This is a genomic window from Nocardiopsis endophytica, assembly GCF_027706725.1.
GTDB lineage: Bacteria > Actinomycetota > Actinomycetes > Streptosporangiales > Streptosporangiaceae > Nocardiopsis_A > Nocardiopsis_A endophytica.
Genome location: NZ_JAQFWQ010000124.1, coordinates 1 through 19701, shown reverse-complemented (window position 1 = coordinate 19701; position 19701 = coordinate 1). Strand labels below are relative to the sequence as shown.

18 protein-coding genes and 1 riboswitch are annotated in these 19701 nt (G+C 73.9%); of the genes, 5 read left to right on the top strand and 13 right to left on the bottom strand.

The features are described from left to right. Positions 1-78: 78 nt before the first annotated feature. The 3 genes from macS to O4J56_RS27860 are packed head-to-tail and all read right to left on the bottom strand — an operon-like array spanning position 79 to position 2870. Entirely contained in the window at positions 79-1263 is a 1185-nt protein-coding gene (gene macS, locus O4J56_RS27870) for a MacS family sensor histidine kinase (RefSeq protein WP_270689916.1), read from the bottom strand. Positions 1264-1284: 21 nt separating this feature from the next. After that, positions 1285-2106, bottom strand: a complete 822-nt coding sequence (locus O4J56_RS27865; RefSeq protein ID WP_270689915.1) for a hypothetical protein — start codon at positions 2104-2106, stop codon at positions 1285-1287. Beyond that, positions 2103-2870, bottom strand: coding sequence for an alpha/beta hydrolase (locus O4J56_RS27860; RefSeq protein ID WP_270689914.1), 768 nt, complete (start codon positions 2868-2870; stop codon positions 2103-2105). Before O4J56_RS27860 ends, O4J56_RS27865 begins: the two co-directional genes overlap by 4 nt. Before the next feature lie 218 nt (positions 2871-3088). Here O4J56_RS27860 and O4J56_RS27855 point away from each other — a divergent pair, with 218 nt between their 5' ends. Then, complete coding sequence (locus O4J56_RS27855) at positions 3089-3958, top strand: lysophospholipid acyltransferase family protein (protein ID WP_270689913.1); 870 nt, start codon at positions 3089-3091, stop codon at positions 3956-3958. A gap of 74 nt (positions 3959-4032) precedes the next feature. Here O4J56_RS27855 and O4J56_RS27850 read toward each other — a convergent pair whose 3' ends face one another. Then, complete coding sequence (locus tag O4J56_RS27850; protein WP_270689912.1) at positions 4033-4767, bottom strand: endonuclease/exonuclease/phosphatase family protein; 735 nt, start codon at positions 4765-4767, stop codon at positions 4033-4035. Positions 4768-4874: 107 nt separating this feature from the next. Next, on the bottom strand, positions 4875-5477 hold the full coding sequence (locus O4J56_RS27845; protein WP_270689911.1) for a molybdopterin-dependent oxidoreductase: 603 nt from the start codon (positions 5475-5477) through the stop codon (positions 4875-4877). Positions 5478-5780: 303 nt separating this feature from the next. Here O4J56_RS27845 and aroF point away from each other — a divergent pair, with 303 nt between their 5' ends. After that, entirely contained in the window at positions 5781-6821 is a 1041-nt protein-coding gene (gene aroF / locus O4J56_RS27840; RefSeq protein ID WP_270689910.1) for a 3-deoxy-7-phosphoheptulonate synthase, read from the top strand. 220 nt (positions 6822-7041) lie between these two features. Here aroF and thiI read toward each other — a convergent pair whose 3' ends face one another. Together thiI and O4J56_RS27830 are read right to left on the bottom strand one after the other, a co-directional pair. After that, positions 7042-8319, bottom strand: coding sequence for a tRNA uracil 4-sulfurtransferase ThiI (thiI, locus tag O4J56_RS27835; protein ID WP_270689909.1), 1278 nt, complete (start codon positions 8317-8319; stop codon positions 7042-7044). A gap of 389 nt (positions 8320-8708) precedes the next feature. Next, the gene (locus O4J56_RS27830) at positions 8709-9734 is read right to left on the bottom strand and encodes a 6-phosphofructokinase (protein WP_270689908.1); all 1026 of its coding nucleotides are present in this window, start codon (positions 9732-9734) and stop codon (positions 8709-8711) included. A 219-nt stretch (positions 9735-9953) separates the two neighbouring features. Between O4J56_RS27830 and glpK the strand changes: the two genes are divergently transcribed. Then, positions 9954-11432 carry a glycerol kinase GlpK gene (glpK, locus tag O4J56_RS27825; RefSeq protein ID WP_270689907.1) on the top strand — a complete coding sequence of 493 codons (1479 nt, stop codon included), beginning with the start codon at positions 9954-9956 and terminating at the stop codon, positions 11430-11432. A 106-nt stretch (positions 11433-11538) separates the two neighbouring features. On the opposite strand, the gene O4J56_RS27820 is transcribed toward glpK, so the two are convergent. The 6 genes from O4J56_RS27820 to thiO form a co-directional block, all read right to left on the bottom strand. Then, entirely contained in the window at positions 11539-12102 is a 564-nt protein-coding gene (locus tag O4J56_RS27820) for a Uma2 family endonuclease (protein ID WP_270689906.1), read from the bottom strand. Between the two features lie 74 nt (positions 12103-12176). Further along, entirely contained in the window at positions 12177-12899 is a 723-nt protein-coding gene (locus O4J56_RS27815) for a response regulator (protein WP_270689905.1), read from the bottom strand. A 172-nt stretch (positions 12900-13071) separates the two neighbouring features. Beyond that, positions 13072-15096, bottom strand: coding sequence for a Stk1 family PASTA domain-containing Ser/Thr kinase (locus O4J56_RS27810; RefSeq protein ID WP_270689904.1), 2025 nt, complete (start codon positions 15094-15096; stop codon positions 13072-13074). A gap of 11 nt (positions 15097-15107) precedes the next feature. After that, positions 15108-15923: a thiazole synthase gene (locus O4J56_RS27805; protein ID WP_270689917.1), complete on the bottom strand. Its 816-nt coding sequence runs from the start codon at positions 15921-15923 to the stop codon at positions 15108-15110. 27 nt (positions 15924-15950) lie between these two features. Then, entirely contained in the window at positions 15951-16151 is a 201-nt protein-coding gene (gene thiS / locus O4J56_RS27800) for a sulfur carrier protein ThiS (RefSeq protein ID WP_270689903.1), read from the bottom strand. 2 nt (positions 16152-16153) lie between these two features. Then, positions 16154-17458: a glycine oxidase ThiO gene (thiO, locus tag O4J56_RS27795; RefSeq protein WP_270689902.1), complete on the bottom strand. Its 1305-nt coding sequence runs from the start codon at positions 17456-17458 to the stop codon at positions 16154-16156. After that, positions 17457-17567, bottom strand: a riboswitch (TPP riboswitch). Its footprint overlaps the gene before it by 2 nt. Positions 17568-17672: 105 nt before the next feature. Here thiO and O4J56_RS27790 point away from each other — a divergent pair. Further along, a complete protein-coding gene (locus tag O4J56_RS27790; RefSeq protein WP_270689901.1) occupies positions 17673-18035 on the top strand; it encodes an Rv2175c family DNA-binding protein in 363 nt (120 codons plus the stop codon). A gap of 423 nt (positions 18036-18458) precedes the next feature. Then, positions 18459-19115, top strand: coding sequence for a thiamine phosphate synthase (gene thiE / locus O4J56_RS27785; RefSeq protein WP_270689900.1), 657 nt, complete (start codon positions 18459-18461; stop codon positions 19113-19115). Positions 19116-19701 lie beyond the last annotated feature (586 nt).

Below are 19701 nucleotides of genomic sequence, written 5' to 3'. Positions count from 1 at the left end.
TCGGGGAAGTCGGGGTAAAAACGGACAGCATAAGCCCGACTTCCCCGAGATCAACACAGGGTCCGCCCCCGCCGGTGGTCACTCCGGCCTGTGGGTCGGGATCCTCATCTCGATCTCCGTTCCCTCGCCCGGGGCGGTGATCACCTCCGTCGTTCCGCCCAGGTCGCGGATGCGGCCCCGGATCGACTGCGACATCCCCAGCCTCCCCTGGGCGCGGGCCTCCTCCGGGCGTTCGGGGGGCATTCCCGGGCCGTCGTCGCGGACGGTCACCGCCACCGCGTCGCCCTCGTCCTCCAGCAGCAACCACACCCGGGTCCCCTCCGGGCAGTGGCGGTCGACGTTGGCCAGCGCCGCCTCCACCGCCGCGCGGATCTCGGACACCGCGGGCGCGGGCATGCGCACGGGATCGGCCGGACCCGCGAACGTGACACGGGAGGACGCCAGTTCCGCCAACGCCGCGTGCAGGTCGGCGGCGGGGGAGGGGGAGGAGGGGAGCGAACGCGCACGCCCGGCGCCCTGCTCCGCACGCGCGCCCGGCTCCGCACGCGCGGCCGACGGGCCGCTGCCGACCAGCGTGCGCAGGCGCACCTCCTGTTCGCCCGCCAGGCGCCCCAGCTCGCCGGCCTCGCCGCCGAGCTCCTCCCCTCTGCGGCGCACCATCGCCAGCACCTGGAGCACCGAGTCGTGGATCGACCGCGCCAGCCGCTCCCGCTCGGCCGTGCGGGCCTCGATCTCCACCGCCTCGGCCAGGCGCCGCTCGGCCCGCAGCGCGTAGTGCGCCAGGTAGCCCATCGAGTACCCGGCCAGCAGGAGCAGCACCACCCCGCGCGGCACCGCCGCCGTGATGTCCAGGCCCAGCGACACCCGCATCGCGATGTCCACCACCCCGTGCCCCAGCGCCACGCACAGCGCCCACCCGCGGCCGCCCACCACTGCCGCGGCCAGGGCCGCCCCCGCGAACCAGGTCGAGGTCAGCGGCGGGGCGTGGCGCAGATAGGCCGGTTCCACCACCAGCGCGGTCGCCGCCAGGCAGGCGAAGGCCACCGCCACATCGGCGGCCGCCAGCACCCGCTCGTCCATCCGGCCGCGCCCGTAGGCCCACACGGTGAACGCCGTCCACCCCGCCATCACCACCAGCACCGCGGCCGCGCCCCACGGGTGGGCGAGCAGCCGGTGCGTGTCGACGGCCTGGTACACGGCGTAAGCGAGGGAGGCGGCGCGGAAGACCGCGATCGTCCGCCACAGGGGGACTTCGAAACCCATGAACGCGTCCGGGCGCCCGCCCTAGACGACCGCGCCGTCGTCGGGGCCGTTGTCACCGGAGGCGCGGTCGCCCATCCGCACCACGAGCACCACGAACCCGGCGATGAAGGCCGCCACCGCGCAGAACGCCAGCCACCCGGGCCGCGTGCCCATCAGCATCGACACCAGCAGCACCGCCGGGCCGCCGAACAGGCCGCCCCAGGCCAGGCGGCCGACCATGTCGCCGCGGGGCAGCGGGGGCGGGGGCGGCGGAACGAAGTGCTCCCCCTCGTCCTCGGAGGCGCGGGCGCCGCGCCGCTCGGAGCCGTCATCGTCGTCGTCGGCGACCGGTGAGGGGGCGGTGTCCTCGACGCCGGGGTCCTCCGCCCTGTCGGCGCGCCCCGGGGCCACGTTCTCGGCGTCGGGCCACGCCGGCGCCCCGCCCTCGTCGCCCGTCCCGGACTCGTAGAAGCGCGCCACCAGGTCGGCCCAGACGTCGTCCTCGTCCCGGTTGCCCCTGGGGCCCGGCTCCGTCCCTTCGGCGACGCCTGCGACACCCGCACCGCCCTCCGCGGCCGGCCCGGCCGCGCCCGGGTCGGCGGGGTCCCCGTCCAGGTCGGGCAGTTCGGCGCGGAGCACCCGCTCGGCGGCGTCCCGCTCGCGCTCGTCGACGTACAGGTGGTCGGTGGCGGTGGCCCCCGCCTCGGGGGAGGGATCGGGCACCCCCGCGTCCAGGCGGATCGCGTAGGCGGCGATCCCCGCCCGCCCCAGCGCCTCCAGCATCAGGTCGGCGGAGGCCGGGGGAAGGAGGATGAGCGGCACATAGGCGTCCGCGAGCAGCCCGTTGCCGCGGCGATGCGTCATCGCTGTCGTCCTTCCCCGCTTCTGCTGTGCTCGCGCACGAAGCCGAGGCTGCCCTCGAAGATCGCGGCGGCATCATTGTCCAGGGTGGCGACATGGTAGCTGTCGCCCAGCGAACGGACGGCCACCGTGGTGTTGACCGCCTTACTCGTGAGGATACGCAGACTCTGCGGCCCGATGACATGATCTTCCGGACTTCGGTAGGCCAGAACCGGCGCGCGCAGCGCGGGCATGCCCCTGCGGACCGCGCGCCACAGCCTCGGGAGTGTCGCGGCCGCCGCGGTGGGCACCCGGTCGTACCCCACCTCGTGCGCCCCGGGCCGCTTGATGTCGTCGGCCAGCCCGGCCGTGGACGGCACCAGGCCCTTGATCAGCGGGGCCACCAGCAGCAGCGGGTTCTCCAGCGCGAGCGAGGGGTTCACCAGCACCGCCCCCGCGACCTTGTCGGGGTGCTCCTGGGCCAGCCGCAGGGCCAGGCACCCGCCCATGGACATGCCCATCACGAACACCTCGTCGCAGCGCCGGTGCAGGTCCACCAGCGCCCGTTCGACCTCCGCGAACCACTGGTCGGAGGTGGTGACGTTCATCTCCTGCCACGTGGTGCCGTGGCCGGGCAGCAGCGGCAGCTCGACCGTGAGCCCCGCCTCCGCCAGGTGCTCGGCCCAGGGCCGCATGGACTGGGGGGAGCCGGTGAACCCGTGGCACAGTAGGGCGCCCGTGGGGCCTCCGGGGGCGCTGTAGGGTTCGGCGCCGGGCAGCAGCGGCATGGGACGCTCCTCGGGCGAGCGGTCGGGACGTGGGGCGCGGATTACGAAGTTAACCCGCGCGCGGGCCTTCCGGTACCCCGGGGGGCGGGCGGCGGCGGGACCTGCATTGGTAGTCGGTCCCGACCAATGCGAAGATGGCCAGGATTGTTCGTGGAAGCGGGAAGGCGATCGTGGCACGCGTGTCCGGACACCGCCCGCGGGTGCGGGGGTGAGTCTCGGTGTTCTACTGGGTTGTGAAGGCGATTCTGGGCCCGGTGCTGGCGGTGCTGTGGCAACCGCGCGCCGAGGGCGTCGAGAACGTGCCTCGCACCGGTCCGGCGATCATGGTGAGCAACCACCTGTCGTTCTCGGACCACTTCTTCGGCCCGCTGCCGCTGCCGCGCAAGATCACCTTCCTGGCGAAGGCCGAGTACTTCACCGGCACCGGCCCCAAGGGCCTGATCAGCCGGCTGTTCTTCACCGGCGTGGGGCAGATCCCCATCGACCGCTCGGGCGGCAAGGCGAGTGAGGGCGCGCTGCGCACCGGGCTGCGGGTGCTCAAGCAGGGCAAGCTGCTGGGCATCTACCCGGAGGGCACGCGCTCGCCCGACGGCCGCCTGTACCGGGGCCGCACCGGCGTGGCGCGCCTGGCCCTGGAGTCGCGCGCCCCGGTCGTGCCGATGGCGATGATCAACGTCGACAAGATCATGCCGCCCGGGCGCACAGTGCCCAAGCTCGGCATCCGGCCCAAGGTCGTCTTCGGGAAGCCGCTGGACTTCTCCCGCTACTACGGCATGGAGAAGGACCCCCGCGTGCTGCGCGCGGTGACCGACGAGATCATGTACGCCCTGCTGTCCCTCTCCGGCCAGGAGTACGTGGACCGCTACGCCCAGTCGGTCAAGCGCGAGCTGGAGCAGGCGGCCAAGGAGGAGAAGAAGGAGCAGCACGCCGACGCCAAGGAGCGCAGGCGCAGCGAGCGGGCCAAGCGCAAGGCCGAGAAGAAGGCCCTGAAGCGCGAGAAGAAGGCCGAGCGCGAGGCGAAGAAGGCCGGTGAGTCCGCCGAGGGCGACGCGGCCGCCACGGCCGAGGAGCAGCCGGAGAAGGGCTGAACCCCCGCCCCCTCGGCGTTGATCTCGGGGGAAACGACGCTACCGGCGCGGTTTTAGGGGCGCATTTCCCGAGATCAACGAGGGTGGTGCAGGTCTGCGACGACCGGCCGGTGGTCGGTGGCCGCCTCCATGTCGGCGCGGCCCACCTCGCCGACGGGCACCCCTGAGGCCGCCACCCGCACCCCCGGCCCGGTGAACACGGCGTCGATCCGGCGCCGGGGCCGCCGGGCGGTGAACGTGGCGGCCTCCCCGTAGGGAGCCGCCGCACCGGCGTCGGACAGCTCCGCGGTGATGATCCGCCAGGCCTCGCCGCCGGGCGTGCCGTTGATGTCCCCCGCGAGGATGCGGGGGGTCCCTCCTGCGAACCGGCGCAGGTGTTCCAGGGCCTCCCGGGCGTGGTCGCACCGGGCCGACTCCTCCAGGTCCAGGTGCGTGGAGGCGACGGCGACGCGCTCACCCGCGACCTCCAGCAGCGCCATGGACACCGCCCGGCGGTGCAGCCCTCTGCGGCGTGTGAGGAGCACGTGGCGCGCCGCCCGGACGCCGACCCCGGGGCGGACGAGGACCGCCAGGCCGCACGCGCGCCGGTTCACCGCCGGGACGAGTCCGGTGGCGCGCATCAGGGAGCGGCGCCGGGTGCGCCAGAACAGCAGCCGGGGCGCCTCCTGGAGGCAGACGACATCGGGCCCGCACGCGGCGATCACCCGGACGAGCGCCTTCCGCGAGTCGCGCATGGCCCGGATGTTGTAGGTGAGCACCCGGAACCCGGTGCCGTTCTCCGGCCCGGTCCCGGCCGAGGACGGTCCCACACCCGTGGTCTACCCCGTCCGGAGCCGCCACCCGGCGATGATCTCGACGAACGTGCTCTCATACCCGCGGGTACAGCAGCACTCTCGTCGAGATCATCGCCGGGGCGCTAGATCAGCGGTGGGCCGTCACCGGGGTCCTCCTGGTAGGAGTAGCGCTGCTCCGACCAGGGGTCGGCCAGGTTGTGGTACCCGCGCTCCTCCCAGAAGCCGCGGCGGTCCGAGGTCAGGTACTCGATCGCCCGCAACCACTTCACGCTCTTCCAGCCGTAGAGGTGCGGCACCACCATCCGGATCGGGAACCCGTGCTCCGGCGCCAGCTCCTCGCCCTCGCGGTGCGTGGCCAGCAGCACCCCGTCCCGCAGGAAGTCGTCCATCCGCACGTTGGCGCTGTAGCCGTACTCGGCCCACAGCATCACGTGCGTGGCCTCCGCCGCCGGAGGGGCCGCCTCGACCAGGGCCGCCGACGACACCCCCCGCCAGCGCACCTCCGGAATGGTGAATCGCGTCACGCAGTGGAAGTCCGCCACGACCTCGGTGCGCGGCAGCTCGCCGAACCCCTCCCAGGTCCACCGGTACCCGGCGGGATCCTCGGTGGCGCCGTAGACGCGCAGGTCCCACCGGTGCGGCCGGAAGCGGGGCACCGGGCCGTAGTGGACCGCGGAGTGGTCGCGCGGTATGTACTGCCCCGGCGGCAGTCGATCCTGCGCCAATCGAACCCCCTATGCGGTCCCGCTGCGGCCTTTCCGCCATCCTGCCAGCCCCCCGCGCCGCGCCGGGCGCCTGCCCCGGGTGTGCGGCCGCGCTCCCTCCGTGCGCTATAGTCGCTCACATGCAGCAGAGCTTTTGGCGCTTTTATGGCTACCGGCCCTTGGCTTGGACGGTCGCCCGCCTAGCGCTGCGCTAAGACGGACGTTACGAAAGAAGCCCCGGGCCGGACGGCCCGGGGCTTCTTCGCGTCTCAGGGTCCGCCGCCCCGGAACCGCCTCCGACCCCGACGCCGAAGGAAACAGGACATGGTCATCGTCATGGCGCCCGACGCCACCTCCGCCCATATCGACGCCGTCGTCGATCTCGTCGCCACCGCCGGCGGCGAGGCCTACGTGACGCGCGGCGTCAGCCGCACCATCATCGGGCTGGTGGGGGACGTCCGGCACTTCGAGACGCTGGACCTGCGCGCCCTTCCGGGGGTGAGCGACGTGCTGCGCATCTCGGCGCCCTACAAGCTGGTGAGCCGGGAGAACAACGCCGAGCGGTCCCTGGTCACCGTGCGCGGCGTGCCGATCGGCCCCGGGTACACCACCGTCATCGCCGGGCCCTGCGCGGTGGAGACCCCCGAGCAGACCCTCCAGGCGGCGCACATGGCCGCCGACGCCGGGGCCTCGCTGCTGCGCGGCGGCGCCTACAAGCCCCGCACCTCCCCCTACGCCTTCCAGGGGCTGGGCGAGGCCGGGCTGAAGATCCTGTCCGACGTGCGCGACGAGACCGGCCTGCCGGTGGTCACCGAGGTGGTCGACGCCTCCGACGTGGAGCTGGTCGCCTCCTACGCCGACATGCTGCAGATCGGCACCCGCAACATGCAGAACTTCGCGCTGCTGCAGGCCGCGGGCGAGGCGGGCAAGCCGGTGCTGCTCAAGCGCGGCATGAACGCCACCATCGAGGAGTGGCTGATGGCCGCCGAGTACATCGCCCAGCGCGGGAACCTCGACATCGTGCTGTGCGAGCGCGGCATCCGCACCTTCGAGAAGGCCACCCGCAACACCCTGGACATCAGCGCGGTCCCGGTGGCCCAGGACCTGTCGCACCTGCCGGTCATCGTCGACCCGTCGCACTCGGGCGGCAAGCGCTCCCTGGTGCTGCCGCTGTCCCGCGCCGCCCTGGCCGTGGGGGCCGACGGCGTCATCGTCGACGTGCACCCGAAGCCGGAGACGGCGCTGTGCGACGGCCCGCAGGCCCTGGTGGAGTCCGACCTGCCCGAGCTGCGCGACGCCGCCCAGACGCACGCCGCCCTGCTGGGCCGCACCCTGGCGGAGGCCCCGGTTCCGGCCGCGGTCTGAGGCCGGGCCGGGCGGAACCGGGCCGCCGCCCTGCCGCGCCGCCGTCGCCGCCTCCCGTGGCGGCGGGGCGGCGCGGCGGGACGGAAGGTCACGTCCGCTGAAGTGGTGTCATTTCCCTTTGACCCCGGCGATGATCTCGACAGAAGTGCTGTCAAACCAGCGGTTTTGACAGCACTTCTGTCGAGATCATCGCGAAGGGGCGCCCCGCCCAGGCCCGGGCTCAGACCTTGGCCGGGGCCGCGTCGCCGAGGAAGCTGGGCCGGTGCAGCTGCGTGTTGGCGGCCAGGTGCTCGGCCAGCTCCTCCACGTCGAGCCGCTTCTCGATCTGCCGCAGGTCGGCGATCTTGGCGGCGGTCTCCACCTGGCGCGGGGTGAGCAGGGTGCAGCAGTCCTCGTCGGGCAGCTCGGAGATGGACAGCGTGCCGATCGCCCGCGCCTGGTCCATGATCTCGGTCTTGTCCATGCCGATGAGCGGCCGCAGGATCGGCACGTCCACCGCGTCGTCCAGCGCGGTCAGGTTGGTCATCGTCTGGCTGGACACCTGCCCCAGCGCGTCGCCGGTGACCAGCGCCTCGGCGCCCAGGTCGTCGGCGAGCGCCTCGGCGGTCTTGAGCATCAGCCGCCGCTGGGCCACGATCTGCAGCTTCTCCGCGCCCGAGCTCTTGAGCTGCTGCTGGGCCTTGCCGAACGGCACCACGAACAGCCGCGAGCCGACCTGGAACCGGTCGAGCTGGCGGACCAGGCTGTAGGCCTTGTAGATGGACTCCGGGCCGGTGAACGGCATGCCGGAGAAGTGCAGGAAGTCGACCTTGAGGCCGCGCCGCATCATCCGGTGGGCGGCCACGGGCGAGTCGATGCCGCCCGACATCAGCACCAGGCCGCGCCCGCTCATGCCCACCGGGAGGCCGCCCTGGCCGGGCATGCCGTCGGTGAAGACGAACACCTCGTCCTTGTCGACCTCGATGAAGACGGTGTTCTCCGGGCGCTTGAGGTGCACCGGCAGGCCGGTGGCCTCCTTGATGCGGGCGCCGACCGTTCCGGCGATCTCGGAGGAGGTCATCGGGAAGCGCTTGTCGCGGCGGCGGGCCCGGACGGCGAAGGTGCCGGTGCGCCCGGCCATGGAGCGCAGGGCGATGTCGGTGACCGCGTCGATGTCCTTGGCGACCCGGCGCACCTGGTGGACCCAGACCACGCCCATCACCGAGCGCATGCGCTCGGCGAGCTCGGCGACCTCCAGGTCGGAGGCCCCGGGCATGCGCAGGATGATGACGCCCGCCCCGCGCTGGGTGAGCCGGATCTCGCCCAGGCCGCGCGCGGCGTTGCGGATGTTGTTGTGCAGGCGGCGCTCGAAGAGCTTGCGGTTGCTGCCCTTGAGCACGATCTCGCCGAGCTTCATCAGCACGCACAGTTCGCCCAGCCCGGAACCGGCACCCGCCGAGCCGGAGGCGGTGGTGCCCTCGGGCGCGGTGTCGGGGGCGGGGTCGGACGTGACGGCCATGGCGGCATCTCCAGGTACGGGTCGAGAAGAGCGGTCGGTCGGAGGGCCCTCGCGCGGGGGTCCACGCTCCGATCCCTCCAGTATCCGCCACGCGGGCGACCGGTCGGAACGGGCGGTGGGCCCGGGGAGCGGGGCCGGCGGGAGGCCTCTCCGGAAGGGGACAACCCCCTCGGCCCCGATTGTCTTCCCTCCGGCGCCGCGGCGCCTCCCGGTTTTTCCGGCCGCCCCAGGCCGCACCCGACCAGGGGCCGCCCCCGGACGCGGAAAGGCCCCGCGCGGGCCGCGCGGGGCCGGGGGAGACGCCTTCGGTCGAGGGGGCGTTCCCGTGGAGGAGCGGAGGCCCTCCGGGACGGGCGCCCTCGGGGGGCGCCCTCAGGGGGTAGGGGCGCTCAGCCGAAGAAGACCTCGGCCTCGGCGTAGCGCTCCGGCGGGACGGTCTTGAGCTTCTCGGTGGCGGCCGACAGCTCCACCCGCACGATGTCGGTGCCCTGCAGGGCCACCATCTTGCCCCAGTCGCGGTCGCGCACCGCGTCGATCGCCTGCACGCCCAGCCGGGTGGCCAGCACCCGGTCGAACGCCGACGGCGTGCCGCCGCGCTGCACGTGCCCCAGCACCACCGACCGGGACTCCTTGCCCGTGCGCTTCTCGATCTCCTCGGCCAGGCGCTGCCCGATGCCGCCCAGGCGGACGTGGCCGAAGCTGTCCTTCTCGCCCGTGGCCAGCTCCATCTGCCCGTCCTTGGGGTGGGCGCCCTCGGCCACCACGATGATGGGCGCGTACTCGGTGGTGAACCGGCTCTCCACCCAGCCGACGACCTCGTCGATGTCGAAGGGCCGCTCGGGGATGAGGATCGCGTTGGCGCCCGCGGCCATGCCCGAGTGCAGGGCGATCCACCCGGCGTGCCGCCCCATGACCTCCACGACCAGGGCGCGGTGGTGCGACTCGGCGGTGGTGTGCAGCCGGTCGATGGCCTCGGTGGCGATGTTGACCGCCGTGTCGAAGCCGAAGGTGTAGTCGGTGGCGTTGAGGTCGTTGTCGATGGTCTTGGGAACCCCGACCACGTTGACGCCCTGCTCGGTGAGCCGGGCGGCCACGCCCAGGGTGTCCTCCCCGCCGATGGCGACCAGGGCGTCGATGCCCAGCCCCGCCATGTTGTCCTTGACGCGCTCCACACCGCCCTCGATCTTCATCAGGTTGGTGCGGGAGGAGCCCAGGATGGTGCCGCCCCGGGGCAGGATGCCGCGCACGGCGGCGCGGTCGAGCTCCATGGTGACGCCCTCCAGGGGGCCGCGCCAGCCGTCCCGGAAGCCCACGAACTCGAATCCGTAGTCCTTGATGCCCTTGCGGACAACGGCGCGGATGACGGCGTTCAGGCCCGGGCAGTCTCCGCCGCCGGTCAGAACCCCCACTCGCATACGCCTGCTCCTCGTCGTGTTGCCGTTTGCCGTGTGCAATGCCGTGCGTTTCGACCCTTGACCTCGCGGTCCGCTGACGTCAGCCTAACGGCAGCGATGTGACCGGCATCACGGGAAGCTCCGCACCCCGGCCGCCGCGGCGGACCGGTGGGGGTGCGGCCGCCTTCCACCGCCCACATGGTCTAGACCATAGTCGCCGAAAGCACTGGAGGCCAGCAGATGACCGTGCTCACCATCGACGCCGGGACGACCGGCGTCACCGCCCTCATGGTCGGAGAGGACGGCCGCGTCCTCGCCCGCGGATACCAGGAGTTCGCACAGCACTACCCCGAGGCCGGTTGGGTCGAGCACGTCCCCGAGGAGATCTGGCAGGCCACCCTGGCCGCGTGCCAGAGCGCCCTGGACGCGGCCGGCACGCCGCCCACGTGCGTCGGCATCACCAATCAGCGCGAGACCGCGGTGCTGTGGGACCGCAAGCGCGGCTCCTCGCCCCGCCGCGCCATCGTGTGGCAGGACCGCCGCACCGCCGGGATCTGCACCGAGCTGCGCGACGCCGGGCACGAGGACCGGGTCACCGAGGTCACCGGCCTGCGGCTGGACCCCTACTTCACCGCCACCAAGCTCACCTGGATGCGGCGGCACGACCAGCGGGCCTGGGGCGGGGTGGAGAGAGGCGAGACGGCGATCGGCACCGTCGACTCCTACATCATCGCCCGCCTGACCGGCGGCGCCCGGCACGTCACCGACGCCAGCAACGCCTCCCGCACGCTCCTGTACGACCTGCGCCGCGGCGCCTGGTCGGAGGAGATGTGCGAGCTGTTCGGGGTGCCGATGTCGGCGCTGCCGGAGGTGGTGCCCTCCTACGGCACGGTGGGCGAGACCTCCCCGGAGGAGTTCCTGGGCCTGAGCCTGCCGGTGTCCGGCATCGCCGGGGACCAGCAGGCCGCCATGTTCGGGCAGAACTGCTACCACCCGGGCTCGTCCAAGTGCACCTACGGGACCGGGTCGTTCATCCTGGTCAACACCGGCACCGAGGCGGTGGCGCCCGAGCACGGGCTGCTCAGCACGGTGCTGTGGCAGCACCCCGACGGCCGCCTGGAGTACGCGCTGGAGGGCTCCATCTTCGTCACCGGCGCGGCGGTGCAGTGGCTGCGCGACGGGCTCGGGCTGATCGACACCGCGCCGCAGTCGGAGGGGCTGGCCGCGAGCGTCCCGGACTCGGGCGGGGTGGTCTTCGTGCCCGCCCTGACCGGTCTGGGCGCGCCCGACTGGGACCCCCACGCCCGAGGGTCGATCTTCGGCATCACCCGCGGCACGGGCCGCGCCCACCTGGCGCGGGCGACCCTGGACGCGATCGCCTTCGAGGTGCGCGACGTGGCCGAGGCGATGGAGCGGGCGTCGGGCACCCGCCTTCCGGAGCTGCGCGTGGACGGCGGGGCCTCGGCCAACGACCTGCTCTGCCAGATCCAGGCCGACCAGCTGGGGGTGTCGGTGGCGCGGCCGCAGGTGCAGGAGACGACAGCGCTGGGGGCGGCGTTCCTGGCGGGCCTGGCCACCGGGGTGTGGTCGTCCACGGACGAGCTGGAGCGCACCTGGAACCTCGACCGCAGGTTCGAGCCGGGCGAGCGCGACGACGCCCAGTACCGCAGGTGGAGGACGGCGGTGGAGCGGTCGAAGGGCTGGGCCGAGCTGGGGTGAGGCGGAAGGGTGCGTTACGACCGGTAACGACCGGTGAGGGGCGGGCGGGGCGCCGGGAGGCGTTCCGCCCGCCCCTTTCGGGTGCGTGCGCGGCCGTGCCGGTGCGTCAGTACGTACGGAAGCGCGAGGTGTCCAGCTCGAACCCGAAAGGCTCGGGGATCTCCACACTCTTGCCGAACGGAGCGGTCACGCTCTCTGTGTACTCTCCGTCTTCGGGAGTCGAGTAGATGGTGGTGGACGCCTTGAGCGGGTCGATCAGCAAGTACAGCGGGATTGCGGCGGCCGCATAGATGCCCAGTTTCTCCACACGGTCGTTGGCCGCATTGGAGCGGGACACGACCTCCGCCGCCAGAATCACATCTTCAGGAGAAACGAAGTAGTCCTCGACGTCGAGGACAGGCTCCGGCGCCACGAAGAGGTCAGGCATGGTGCTCTTGAGGATGTGGTGCATCCTGATCTCAAGGTGCACCTCGGTGTCGTATCCCTCAGGAAGGTGGGGGACGATCTGCCTGTCCAGGTCTTTGACGTTGCGCTGGTGCTTGCCGATGGGGGGTGGCGACACGGTGATCTCCGCTTCCCTCAAGATCTCCGCGCGATAGCCTCTGGGGACGTCGAGCTCGTCCAGCGTCTTGAACAGGTCGACCGCGCTGTCGGGTGTCGTGACCGTCACTTCCGGCCTCCGTGCCATGAGTACCGTCCCCAGGATTGTCGTGCACCGTTCACCGGTCCCGCATGGTTTTCAGCCTACTCGTCGAGGTTCCTCTCGATCGCGTAGCGCACCAGTTGGGCGCGGTTGTGGAGCTGGAGCTTGGTGAGGGTGTTCTGGACGTGGTTCTGCACCGTCCGGTGCGCGATGCCCAGCCGCGACGCGATCGCCTTGTACTCCAGCCCCTTGGCCACCAGGCGCAGCACCTCGGTCTCGCGGCGGGTCAGTTCCGGCGCGGCGTCCTCCTCCTCGGCGGGGGCGGGCTCGGCGGCCAGGCGCCGGTACTCGCCCAGCACCAGCCCGGCCAGGCCCGGCGTGAACACCGCCTCGCCCCGGTGCACCCCGCGCACCGCCTCCAGCAGCTCCTCCCGCCCGGCCGACTTGACCAGGTAGCCGGTGGCCCCGGCCTTGACCGCGTCCAGCACGTCGCGGTGCTCACCGCTCGCCGACAGGATCAGCACCCGGGGCAGGGGAGCGGGGGCGGGCCCATCGGCGCCGCCCCCGCCCGCCAGCAGCCGGGCGGTCACCTCCACCCCGGACAGGTCGGGGAGCTGGAGGTCCAGCAGCACGACGGTGGGCCGCGCGGCCGGGGCCACGCGCAGCGCCTTGGCGCCGTCCCCGGCGGTGGCCACCACCTCGAACCCGGCCTCGGACAGGTCCCGGGCGACCGCGTCCCGCCACATCGGGTGGTCGTCGACCACCATCACCCTGACCTGCCGCTCGTCCCCGGGGCCGGTGCCCGCGGCGTCGTCACTCTCCATGCGGGGCACCTTAACGGCGCAGCGTAACGGCGGGGTAGCGCGGGCGCGCCGGGGCGGTCGGCGCGTCGTCGGCGGGCGGGGCGGAATGCGCCCGGCCCGGCACCGGAGAGCCGGTGCCGGGCCGGAGGTGCGCTCTCTGGGAACCGCTGCCGGGAACCGCGGCCGGGCGCGGTCAGCCGAACGGGGTGGCGAACAGCTCGATCTCCGCGCCCTTCTCGGCCTTGCCCTTGGGGTTGTAGTCGGCGACCCGGTCCCCGCCGAGGACCTTGGTGACCTTCACCTTGAAGCCCAGCTCCTCGAGCTGCTTGCGCGCCTCGCCGACCTTCTTGCCGCGCACGTCCGGGACCTCGATCTTCTCCGGCCCGCTGGAGACGGTGATGGTGACCTGGTCCCCGGCGCCAACGGTCGTGCCCCCGCCCGGGTTCTGCGACATGACCTCCCCCTTGGGGACGTCGTCGCTGGGCTTGTTCTCGACGGTGACCGCGAGGCCGGCCTGCTCCAGCTCGCCGCGGGCCTCGTCCTGCTTCTTGCCGGTCACGTCGGGGACCTCGAACCCGGCGCTGACCGTCAGGGTCACGGCGCCCTCGCGGTCGGCCATGTCCTTGGGCTCGGGATCGGTCGACAGCACCGTGCCCGGGGCGGCGTCCCGCGACTCGGACTCCTCCTCGTTGATGGTGGTGAACCCGGCGTCCTCCAGGGCCTTGCGGGCGTTCGCCACCGGCTCGCCGGTCACATCGGGCAGCTCGACGGTGCGCGGCCCCTTGGAGAGCTGGAGCGTGACCGTCTCACCCGGAAGGATCTGCTCGCCGATGGCCGGGGCCGCCTTGCCGACCTGGCCCGGCTCGGCCTCGTCGCTGTAGACCTCGCCGTCGGCGAGCGACATCTTCAGCCCGGAGTCGGCCAAGAGCTGCTGGGCCGCCTCCTGGTCCTTGCCGACGACGTCGGGGACCTCCGTGTAGCGCCCGGCGAAGTACCACCAGCCCGACCCCAGGAGCACGACCGCGAGCACCCCGGCGACCACCGCGAGCACGCTCTTGCGGCGCCACAGCGGTACGGCGCCCGGGTCGTCGTCATAGCCGTAGTCGTCGTAACCGCCGAAGCCGCCGTCACCGCCGCCGCCCGACTGCACGATGAGCGTGTCGTTGCCGCCGCCTCCGGCTCCTGCTCCGGAGGGCGGCCCCACGACGGCGGTGTGCGACACGGCCGCCTCGGGGGGTGGGCCCTGCGGCGCCGTCGTGCCCGCCCCGTTCCCGGGAGGACCCGTGGGCGGCGCACCCGGGGGAGGCGGCGCCGCCGCCGCGGCCCCCGCACCCGCCGCCGCGCCCGCGAACGAGGCGTGCGGGCCGCTCTCGCCGCCGGTCGCCTGCACCAGCATCGCGTGGAACTGCCCGGCGTCCCCGGGGCGGTAGCGCGGGTCGCGCTCGGTGGCGCGCGCCACCAGGTCGTCGATGGCCTGCGGCACCCCGGAGACCACCCGCGACGGCCGCGGCACGTCCTCGTTGACGTGCTTGTAGGCCACCGCGATCGGGGTGTCGCCGGTGTGCGGCTGCTGGCCGGTGAGCAGCTCGTAGAACATCACGCCGGAGGCGTACACGTCGGAGCGCGCGTCGGCGGCGCCCCGCTCGATCTGCTCCGGCGCCAGATAGGCGGCGGTGCCCATCAGCGTGCCGGTCTTGGTCATGTTCTGACCGGCCGACTCCACCGCGCGGGCCAGGCCGAAGTCGGCGACCTTCACCCCGCCGTCCTCGGTGAGCAGCACGTTCTCCGGCTTCACGTCCCGGTGCACCATGCCCGCCTGGTGCGCCGCGCCCAGCGCCGACAGCACCGGGGCCATCACCCGGGCGGCCTCGGCCGGGCCGAGGCGGCCCATCGCGGAGAGCACGTCGCGCAGGGTCCGCCCCGGTACGTACTCCATGGCCAGGAACACCGTGCCCTGGTCCTCGCCCTGGTCGAAGACCTGCACCACGTTGGGGTGGGAGAGCTTGGCCACCGAGTGCGCCTCGTTGATGAAGCGCCGCACGAAGTCCGGGTCCTGTGCCAGCGACGGGTGCATGACCTTCAACGCCAGGCGCCGGTCGAGCCGCAGGTCGTGGGCGAGGTACACGGTGGCCATCCCGCCGCCCGCGACGCGCGACTCGACGACGTAGCGACGGTCGAGCGTCGCACCGATCAGCGGGTCGGGAGTCGTTCTGTCCACGGGAGGCGAGTCTACGGGTGATCGGCCGGAGGGGACGAAGCGTGCGCGTGGCGCCGGACCGGGATGCGCCCGGCGAGGCGGGCGGCACGCCCCGCGGTGACGGCGTCGCGCATCGCCCGCGCCATCAGCACCGGGTCCTGGGCGCGGGTGACCGCGCTGGCCAGCAGCACCGCGTCGCAGCCCAGCTCCATGGCCTGGGCGGCCTCGCTGGCGGTGCCGATCCCGGCGTCCACGATCACCGGCACGTCCGCCTGCTCGACGATCAGCTCCAGGTTGTGCGGGTTGCGGATGCCCAGGCCGGACCCGATCGGGGCGGCCAGCGGCATCACCGCGGCGCAGCCCACCCGCTCCAGGCGGCGCGCCAGCACCGGGTCGTCGTTGGTGTAGGGCAGGACGGTGAAGCCCTCGTCCACCAGGCGCTCGGCGGCGTCGAGCAGCTCCACCGGGTCGGGCAGGAGGGTGCGCTCGTCGGCGACCACCTCCAGCTTCACCCAGTCGGTGCCCAGGGCCTCGCGGCCCAGGCGGGCCGTGCGCACGGCGTCGGCGGCGGTGAAGCACCCGGCGGTGTTGGGCAGCGGGGCGATGCCGTTGCGGTTCAGCACGTCCCAGACCGAGCCGTCGGAGCCGGGGGTGACCCTGCGCATGGCTACGGTGGTCAGCTCGGTGCCCGAGGCGGCCAGCGCCTCCTCCAGCACCTGCATGGACGGGGCGCCGCCGGTGCCGGTGATCAGCCGGGAGCCGAACCGGCGGCCGGCGATGACCAGGGGGTCGGCGTGGCCGTCCGGGGCGGTGCCGGGGGCCCCGGGAGCTCCGTGCGCGGTGGTCATGGGGTCATGGGTGCTGGTCATGGCGGGTCAGCCTCCCTGGACCGCGGTGAGCACGTCCACGCGGTCGTTCTCGGCGACGGGGGTCGCGTCCCAGGTCGTGCGCGGTACCACCTCGTCGTTGAGCGAGGCGGCCACGCCGCCCTCGGCCCGGGTGAGGTCGCGCACCACGTCCCCGACGGTGCTTCCGGGGGCGACGGTGCGCCGCTCCCCGTTGACGGTCACCTCCATGTTCAGGACTCCTCTCGGTCGCGTCCGTCGTGTCCGCCGTGCCGTCCATCGGGCCGGCCGCCACCGTCACCGCGCCCGGGGCCGGACTCCGGCCGTCCGTCCGCGCCCGGGTCTTCGCCCGACACCCCGCCCCGCTCCGCGAAGCGGTCCGCGGCGAAGGGGCGCGCCTCCTCCGGGAGGGCCTCGCCGAGCAGGGCGGCGGCCATGGCGTCGGCGGTGGCGGGGGTGAGCAGCACCCCGTGCCGGTGGTGGCCGGTGGCCAGGTGCAGGCCCGCGGGGGCGGGCGGGGCGAGTGGGCCCAGGAGCGGGCCGTTGTCGGGGGAGCCGGGGCGCAGGCCCACACAGGCCTCGGCGATCTCCAGCTCGCTGACGCCGGGGACCAGCTCGTGGGCGTCGCGCAGCAGCTCGTACACGCCGCCCGCGGTGAGGCGGGTGTCGCGGCCCATCTCCTCCTGGGTGGCGCCGAGCACGATCTCGCCGTCGTCGCGCGGCACCAGGTACACGGGGGCGCCCTTGACCAGGCCGCGCACGGTGCGGGTGACGACCGGCTCCTCGCCGGCGGGGGTGCGCAGCCGCAGCAGCTGGCCCTTGACCGGCCGCAGCGGGGGCAGCAGGCCCTCCGGAAGGCCTTCGATGTCGGAGGTCCAGGCGCCGGCGGCGAGCACCACCCGGTCGGCGGCCAGCTCGGTGCCGGAGGCGGTGCGCAGGCCGCGCACGGCGCCGCCCGCGCACAGCACCTCGGCGGCGCGGTCGGCGACGAACACGGTGCCGCGGGCGGCCGCGGCCCGGCGCAGGGCGGCGGTCAGGCGGCGCGGGTCCACCGAGTGGTCGTCGGGGGCGTGCACGCCGCCGCGCACGTGCGGGGCGAGCATCGGCTCCAGGCGGCGGCACTCGCGGGAGGTGATGCGCTCGGCCTTCAGGCCCAGCCGGGACTGGAGCTCGCCCAGCTCGGTCAGGCGGGCCAGGTCGTCGGTGTCGAAGGCGATCTGCAGGGTGCCGCGGGCGCGGTAGCCGGCCGGGGCTCCGGCGTCGGCCTCCACCTCGGCGATGAAGGAGGGGTAGCGGTCCCGGGAGGCGGCGCCCAGGCGCATCAGCGCCTCCTCGCCGAACACCGCCTCGGTGGCGGGGGTGAGCATCCCCGCGGCCACCCCGGAGGCGGCGGCGGGCTCGGCGGCCGGGGCGACGACGGCGGTGCGCAGGCCGCGGCGGGCGGCGCGCCAGGCGGTGGCCAGGCCGACCAGGCCGCCCCCGGCGACCACCGCGTCGAACGGCCCGGAGGCGGGCGCTGTGGACGGGGTTTCGGGCATGAGTGCTCTCACCGCTCCCTTCGCCGGTATGACCCGGATCAGGTTCGTGCGGTCGGGGGCGGCAGCCCCCCTCTCAGCCGGGTCCCACCCGGCTCCCGCGGGGACGTCGTCGGCCGGGCGCGTGCGCCGCGGATGACGTGCCCCCATCCTAGTCGGCGCGCCCCGGCGTGTTCGAGGCGCCCTGGATGTCCGGCGGCTGTGGCACATTGGTTTCGTGACTGAGAAAGACAACGGCGCCGGCGACCTGGTCGGCGACTGGATGACCCTTAAAGAGGCGGGCACGGCGCTGGGCGTCGGCCCGAACCGCGTCAAGCAGTACATGCGCGACCACCGGCTGCTCGGCGTGAAGCGCGGGGGAGAGGTGATGATCCCGGCCGCGTTCATCTCGGGCGGGGACGTCATCAAGGGGCTGCCGGGGACCCTGACACTGCTGGCGGACAGCGGCTTCTCCGAAGAGGAGGCGCTGGAGTGGCTCTTCACCCCGGACGACACGCTCCCGGGCACGCCGGTCCAGGCCCTGGCGGAGAACCGCGGAACGGAGGTCCGGCGCAGGGCCCAAGCACTCGGCGCCTTCTGACCGGGGCGGTGCCCCGGCCGTCCGCCGCCCCGGTGGCCTGTACGGCGGTACGCCGCGCGGAATGCGGGGGCGGGGACGCGCGCGGGCATCGCCGCTGCGCTCTTTAGGGCGATCGGGCCGCCCGCTCCCTGAGGCGACCGGGGCGCGGGGGTCCGCGTCGGCCCTCCTCGGCGGCCGTCGCCCTGCGGGGCGGGCGGCGCTCGCGCGAGGCCTGGGCCGAAGCCCCCGCCGCGCCATGGGCGATGAGGCCGCCGGAGCGGCGTCGCCTCCGGCGGCCTGAACCGCCGTCGGCGGGGCTCCGCTCACGGTTTCTGAGGCCCCCGGGACCGGGCCGGCCTGAGTGGACAGAGGCGGACGGAGACCGCACCGCTCCCGGCTCCACCGCCCCGCTCCCGGCGTGGCGGCGCCCGCTACCCTGGCCGGATGAGCGACAGCTTGCGCGAACGCCTGGACGGCGCCCGCCTGTACCTGTGCACCGACGCCCGCCGGGAGCGGGGGGACCTCGCCGGGTTCCTCGACGCGGCCCTCGCCGGAGGGGTGGACATCGTCCAGCTCCGGGACAAGGGGCTGGAGGCGCGCCAGGAGCTGGAGGCCCTGGAGGTCATGCGCGAGGCGTGCGACCGGCACGGGGCGATGATGGCCGTCAACGACCGTGCCGACATCGCGCACGCGGCCGGGGCCGACGTGCTCCACCTCGGGCAGAACGACCTCCCGGTGCGGTACGCCCGTGAGATCATCGGCGATGGCCCCCTGATCGGCCGGTCGAACAACGACGCCGACGCGGCGGCCGCGTCGGCCAAGGAGCCCGGGACCGACTACTTCTGTGTGGGCCCGACCTGGGCGACCCCCACCAAGCCGGGCCGCCCGGCCGCCGGTTTGGCTCTGGTGCGCCGGGCGGCGGAGCTCGCGGAGGGGCGCCCGTGGTTCGCCATCGGGGGCATCGACGCCGACAACCTGGGCGAGGTGCTGGAGGCGGGCGGCCGCCGGGTGGTCGTGGTCCGCGCGATCACCGAGGCGGAGGACCCGCGAGCGGCCGCGACAGAACTGAAGCGGAGGCTGGAGGAGTACCCCCTGTCCTGACCGTGACCCGCCCGCCCGTGAGGCCGGGGTGGCGGCCCGGCCTGTGCCCCGTCCACGGCCCCGGCCGGGCGGAGGGTCGGCGGGGTGTGAGGTAGAGGGCGGCGACGACGCAGGCCGGCACCCCTCCCCGCAGCGCTGTCGAGTGCGGCGCGTGTGCGTGGTCGCCGTTGATGGCGGCGACGGCAGAAGCGGGGTGGTTCCCCGCCCCTGCTTGCCGGGCGGCGGGCTGCCCGCGGTCCGGGCGAGCGGCTGGGCAGGTACCCCGCTCACGGCCCCGGCCGGGCGGCGGACCGCCGGGATGCGGCGTGGAGGGCGGCGACGAGGACAGGTCGGCGGCCCTCGGCGCAGCGTTGTCGGCTGTAGGGCGTGTGCATGGTCACCGTGATGGGCGGCGACGGAGTGAGCTGGGCGGTTCCCCGGCCCCTCCTGCCGGGCGGCGGGCTGCCCGCGGTTCCGGGCGCCAGCGCGACCGGGTGGGCGCGTGGCCGAGCGCGTTCGTGGCGCCCGCCCCCCGGCGTGCCCCAGCCCGGCGATGATCTCGACAAGAGTGCTGTCATTCCGGCGGTGTTGACAGCACTCTCGTCGA

Excerpts from the sequence above, each read along its gene's own strand:
- macS (WP_270689916.1), bottom strand. The coding sequence starts at position 1,263 with ATGGGTTTCGAAGTCCCCCTGTGGCGGACGATCGCGGTCTTCCGCGCC.
- O4J56_RS27865 (WP_270689915.1), bottom strand. The coding sequence starts at position 2,106 with ATGACGCATCGCCGCGGCAACGGGCTGCTCGCGGACGCCTATGTGCCG.
- O4J56_RS27860 (WP_270689914.1), bottom strand. The coding sequence starts at position 2,870 with ATGCCGCTGCTGCCCGGCGCCGAACCCTACAGCGCCCCCGGAGGCCCC.
- aroF (WP_270689910.1), top strand. The coding sequence starts at position 5,781 with ATGGTCATCGTCATGGCGCCCGACGCCACCTCCGCCCATATCGACGCC.
- thiI (WP_270689909.1), bottom strand. The coding sequence starts at position 8,319 with ATGGCCGTCACGTCCGACCCCGCCCCCGACACCGCGCCCGAGGGCACC.
- O4J56_RS27830 (WP_270689908.1), bottom strand. The coding sequence starts at position 9,734 with ATGCGAGTGGGGGTTCTGACCGGCGGCGGAGACTGCCCGGGCCTGAAC.
- glpK (WP_270689907.1), top strand. The coding sequence starts at position 9,954 with ATGACCGTGCTCACCATCGACGCCGGGACGACCGGCGTCACCGCCCTC.
- O4J56_RS27815 (WP_270689905.1), bottom strand. The coding sequence starts at position 12,899 with ATGGAGAGTGACGACGCCGCGGGCACCGGCCCCGGGGACGAGCGGCAG.
- O4J56_RS27805 (WP_270689917.1), bottom strand. The coding sequence starts at position 15,923 with ATGACCACCGCGCACGGAGCTCCCGGGGCCCCCGGCACCGCCCCGGAC.
- thiS (WP_270689903.1), bottom strand. The coding sequence starts at position 16,151 with ATGGAGGTGACCGTCAACGGGGAGCGGCGCACCGTCGCCCCCGGAAGC.
- thiO (WP_270689902.1), bottom strand. The coding sequence starts at position 17,458 with ATGCCCGAAACCCCGTCCACAGCGCCCGCCTCCGGGCCGTTCGACGCG.
- thiE (WP_270689900.1), top strand. The coding sequence starts at position 18,459 with ATGAGCGACAGCTTGCGCGAACGCCTGGACGGCGCCCGCCTGTACCTG.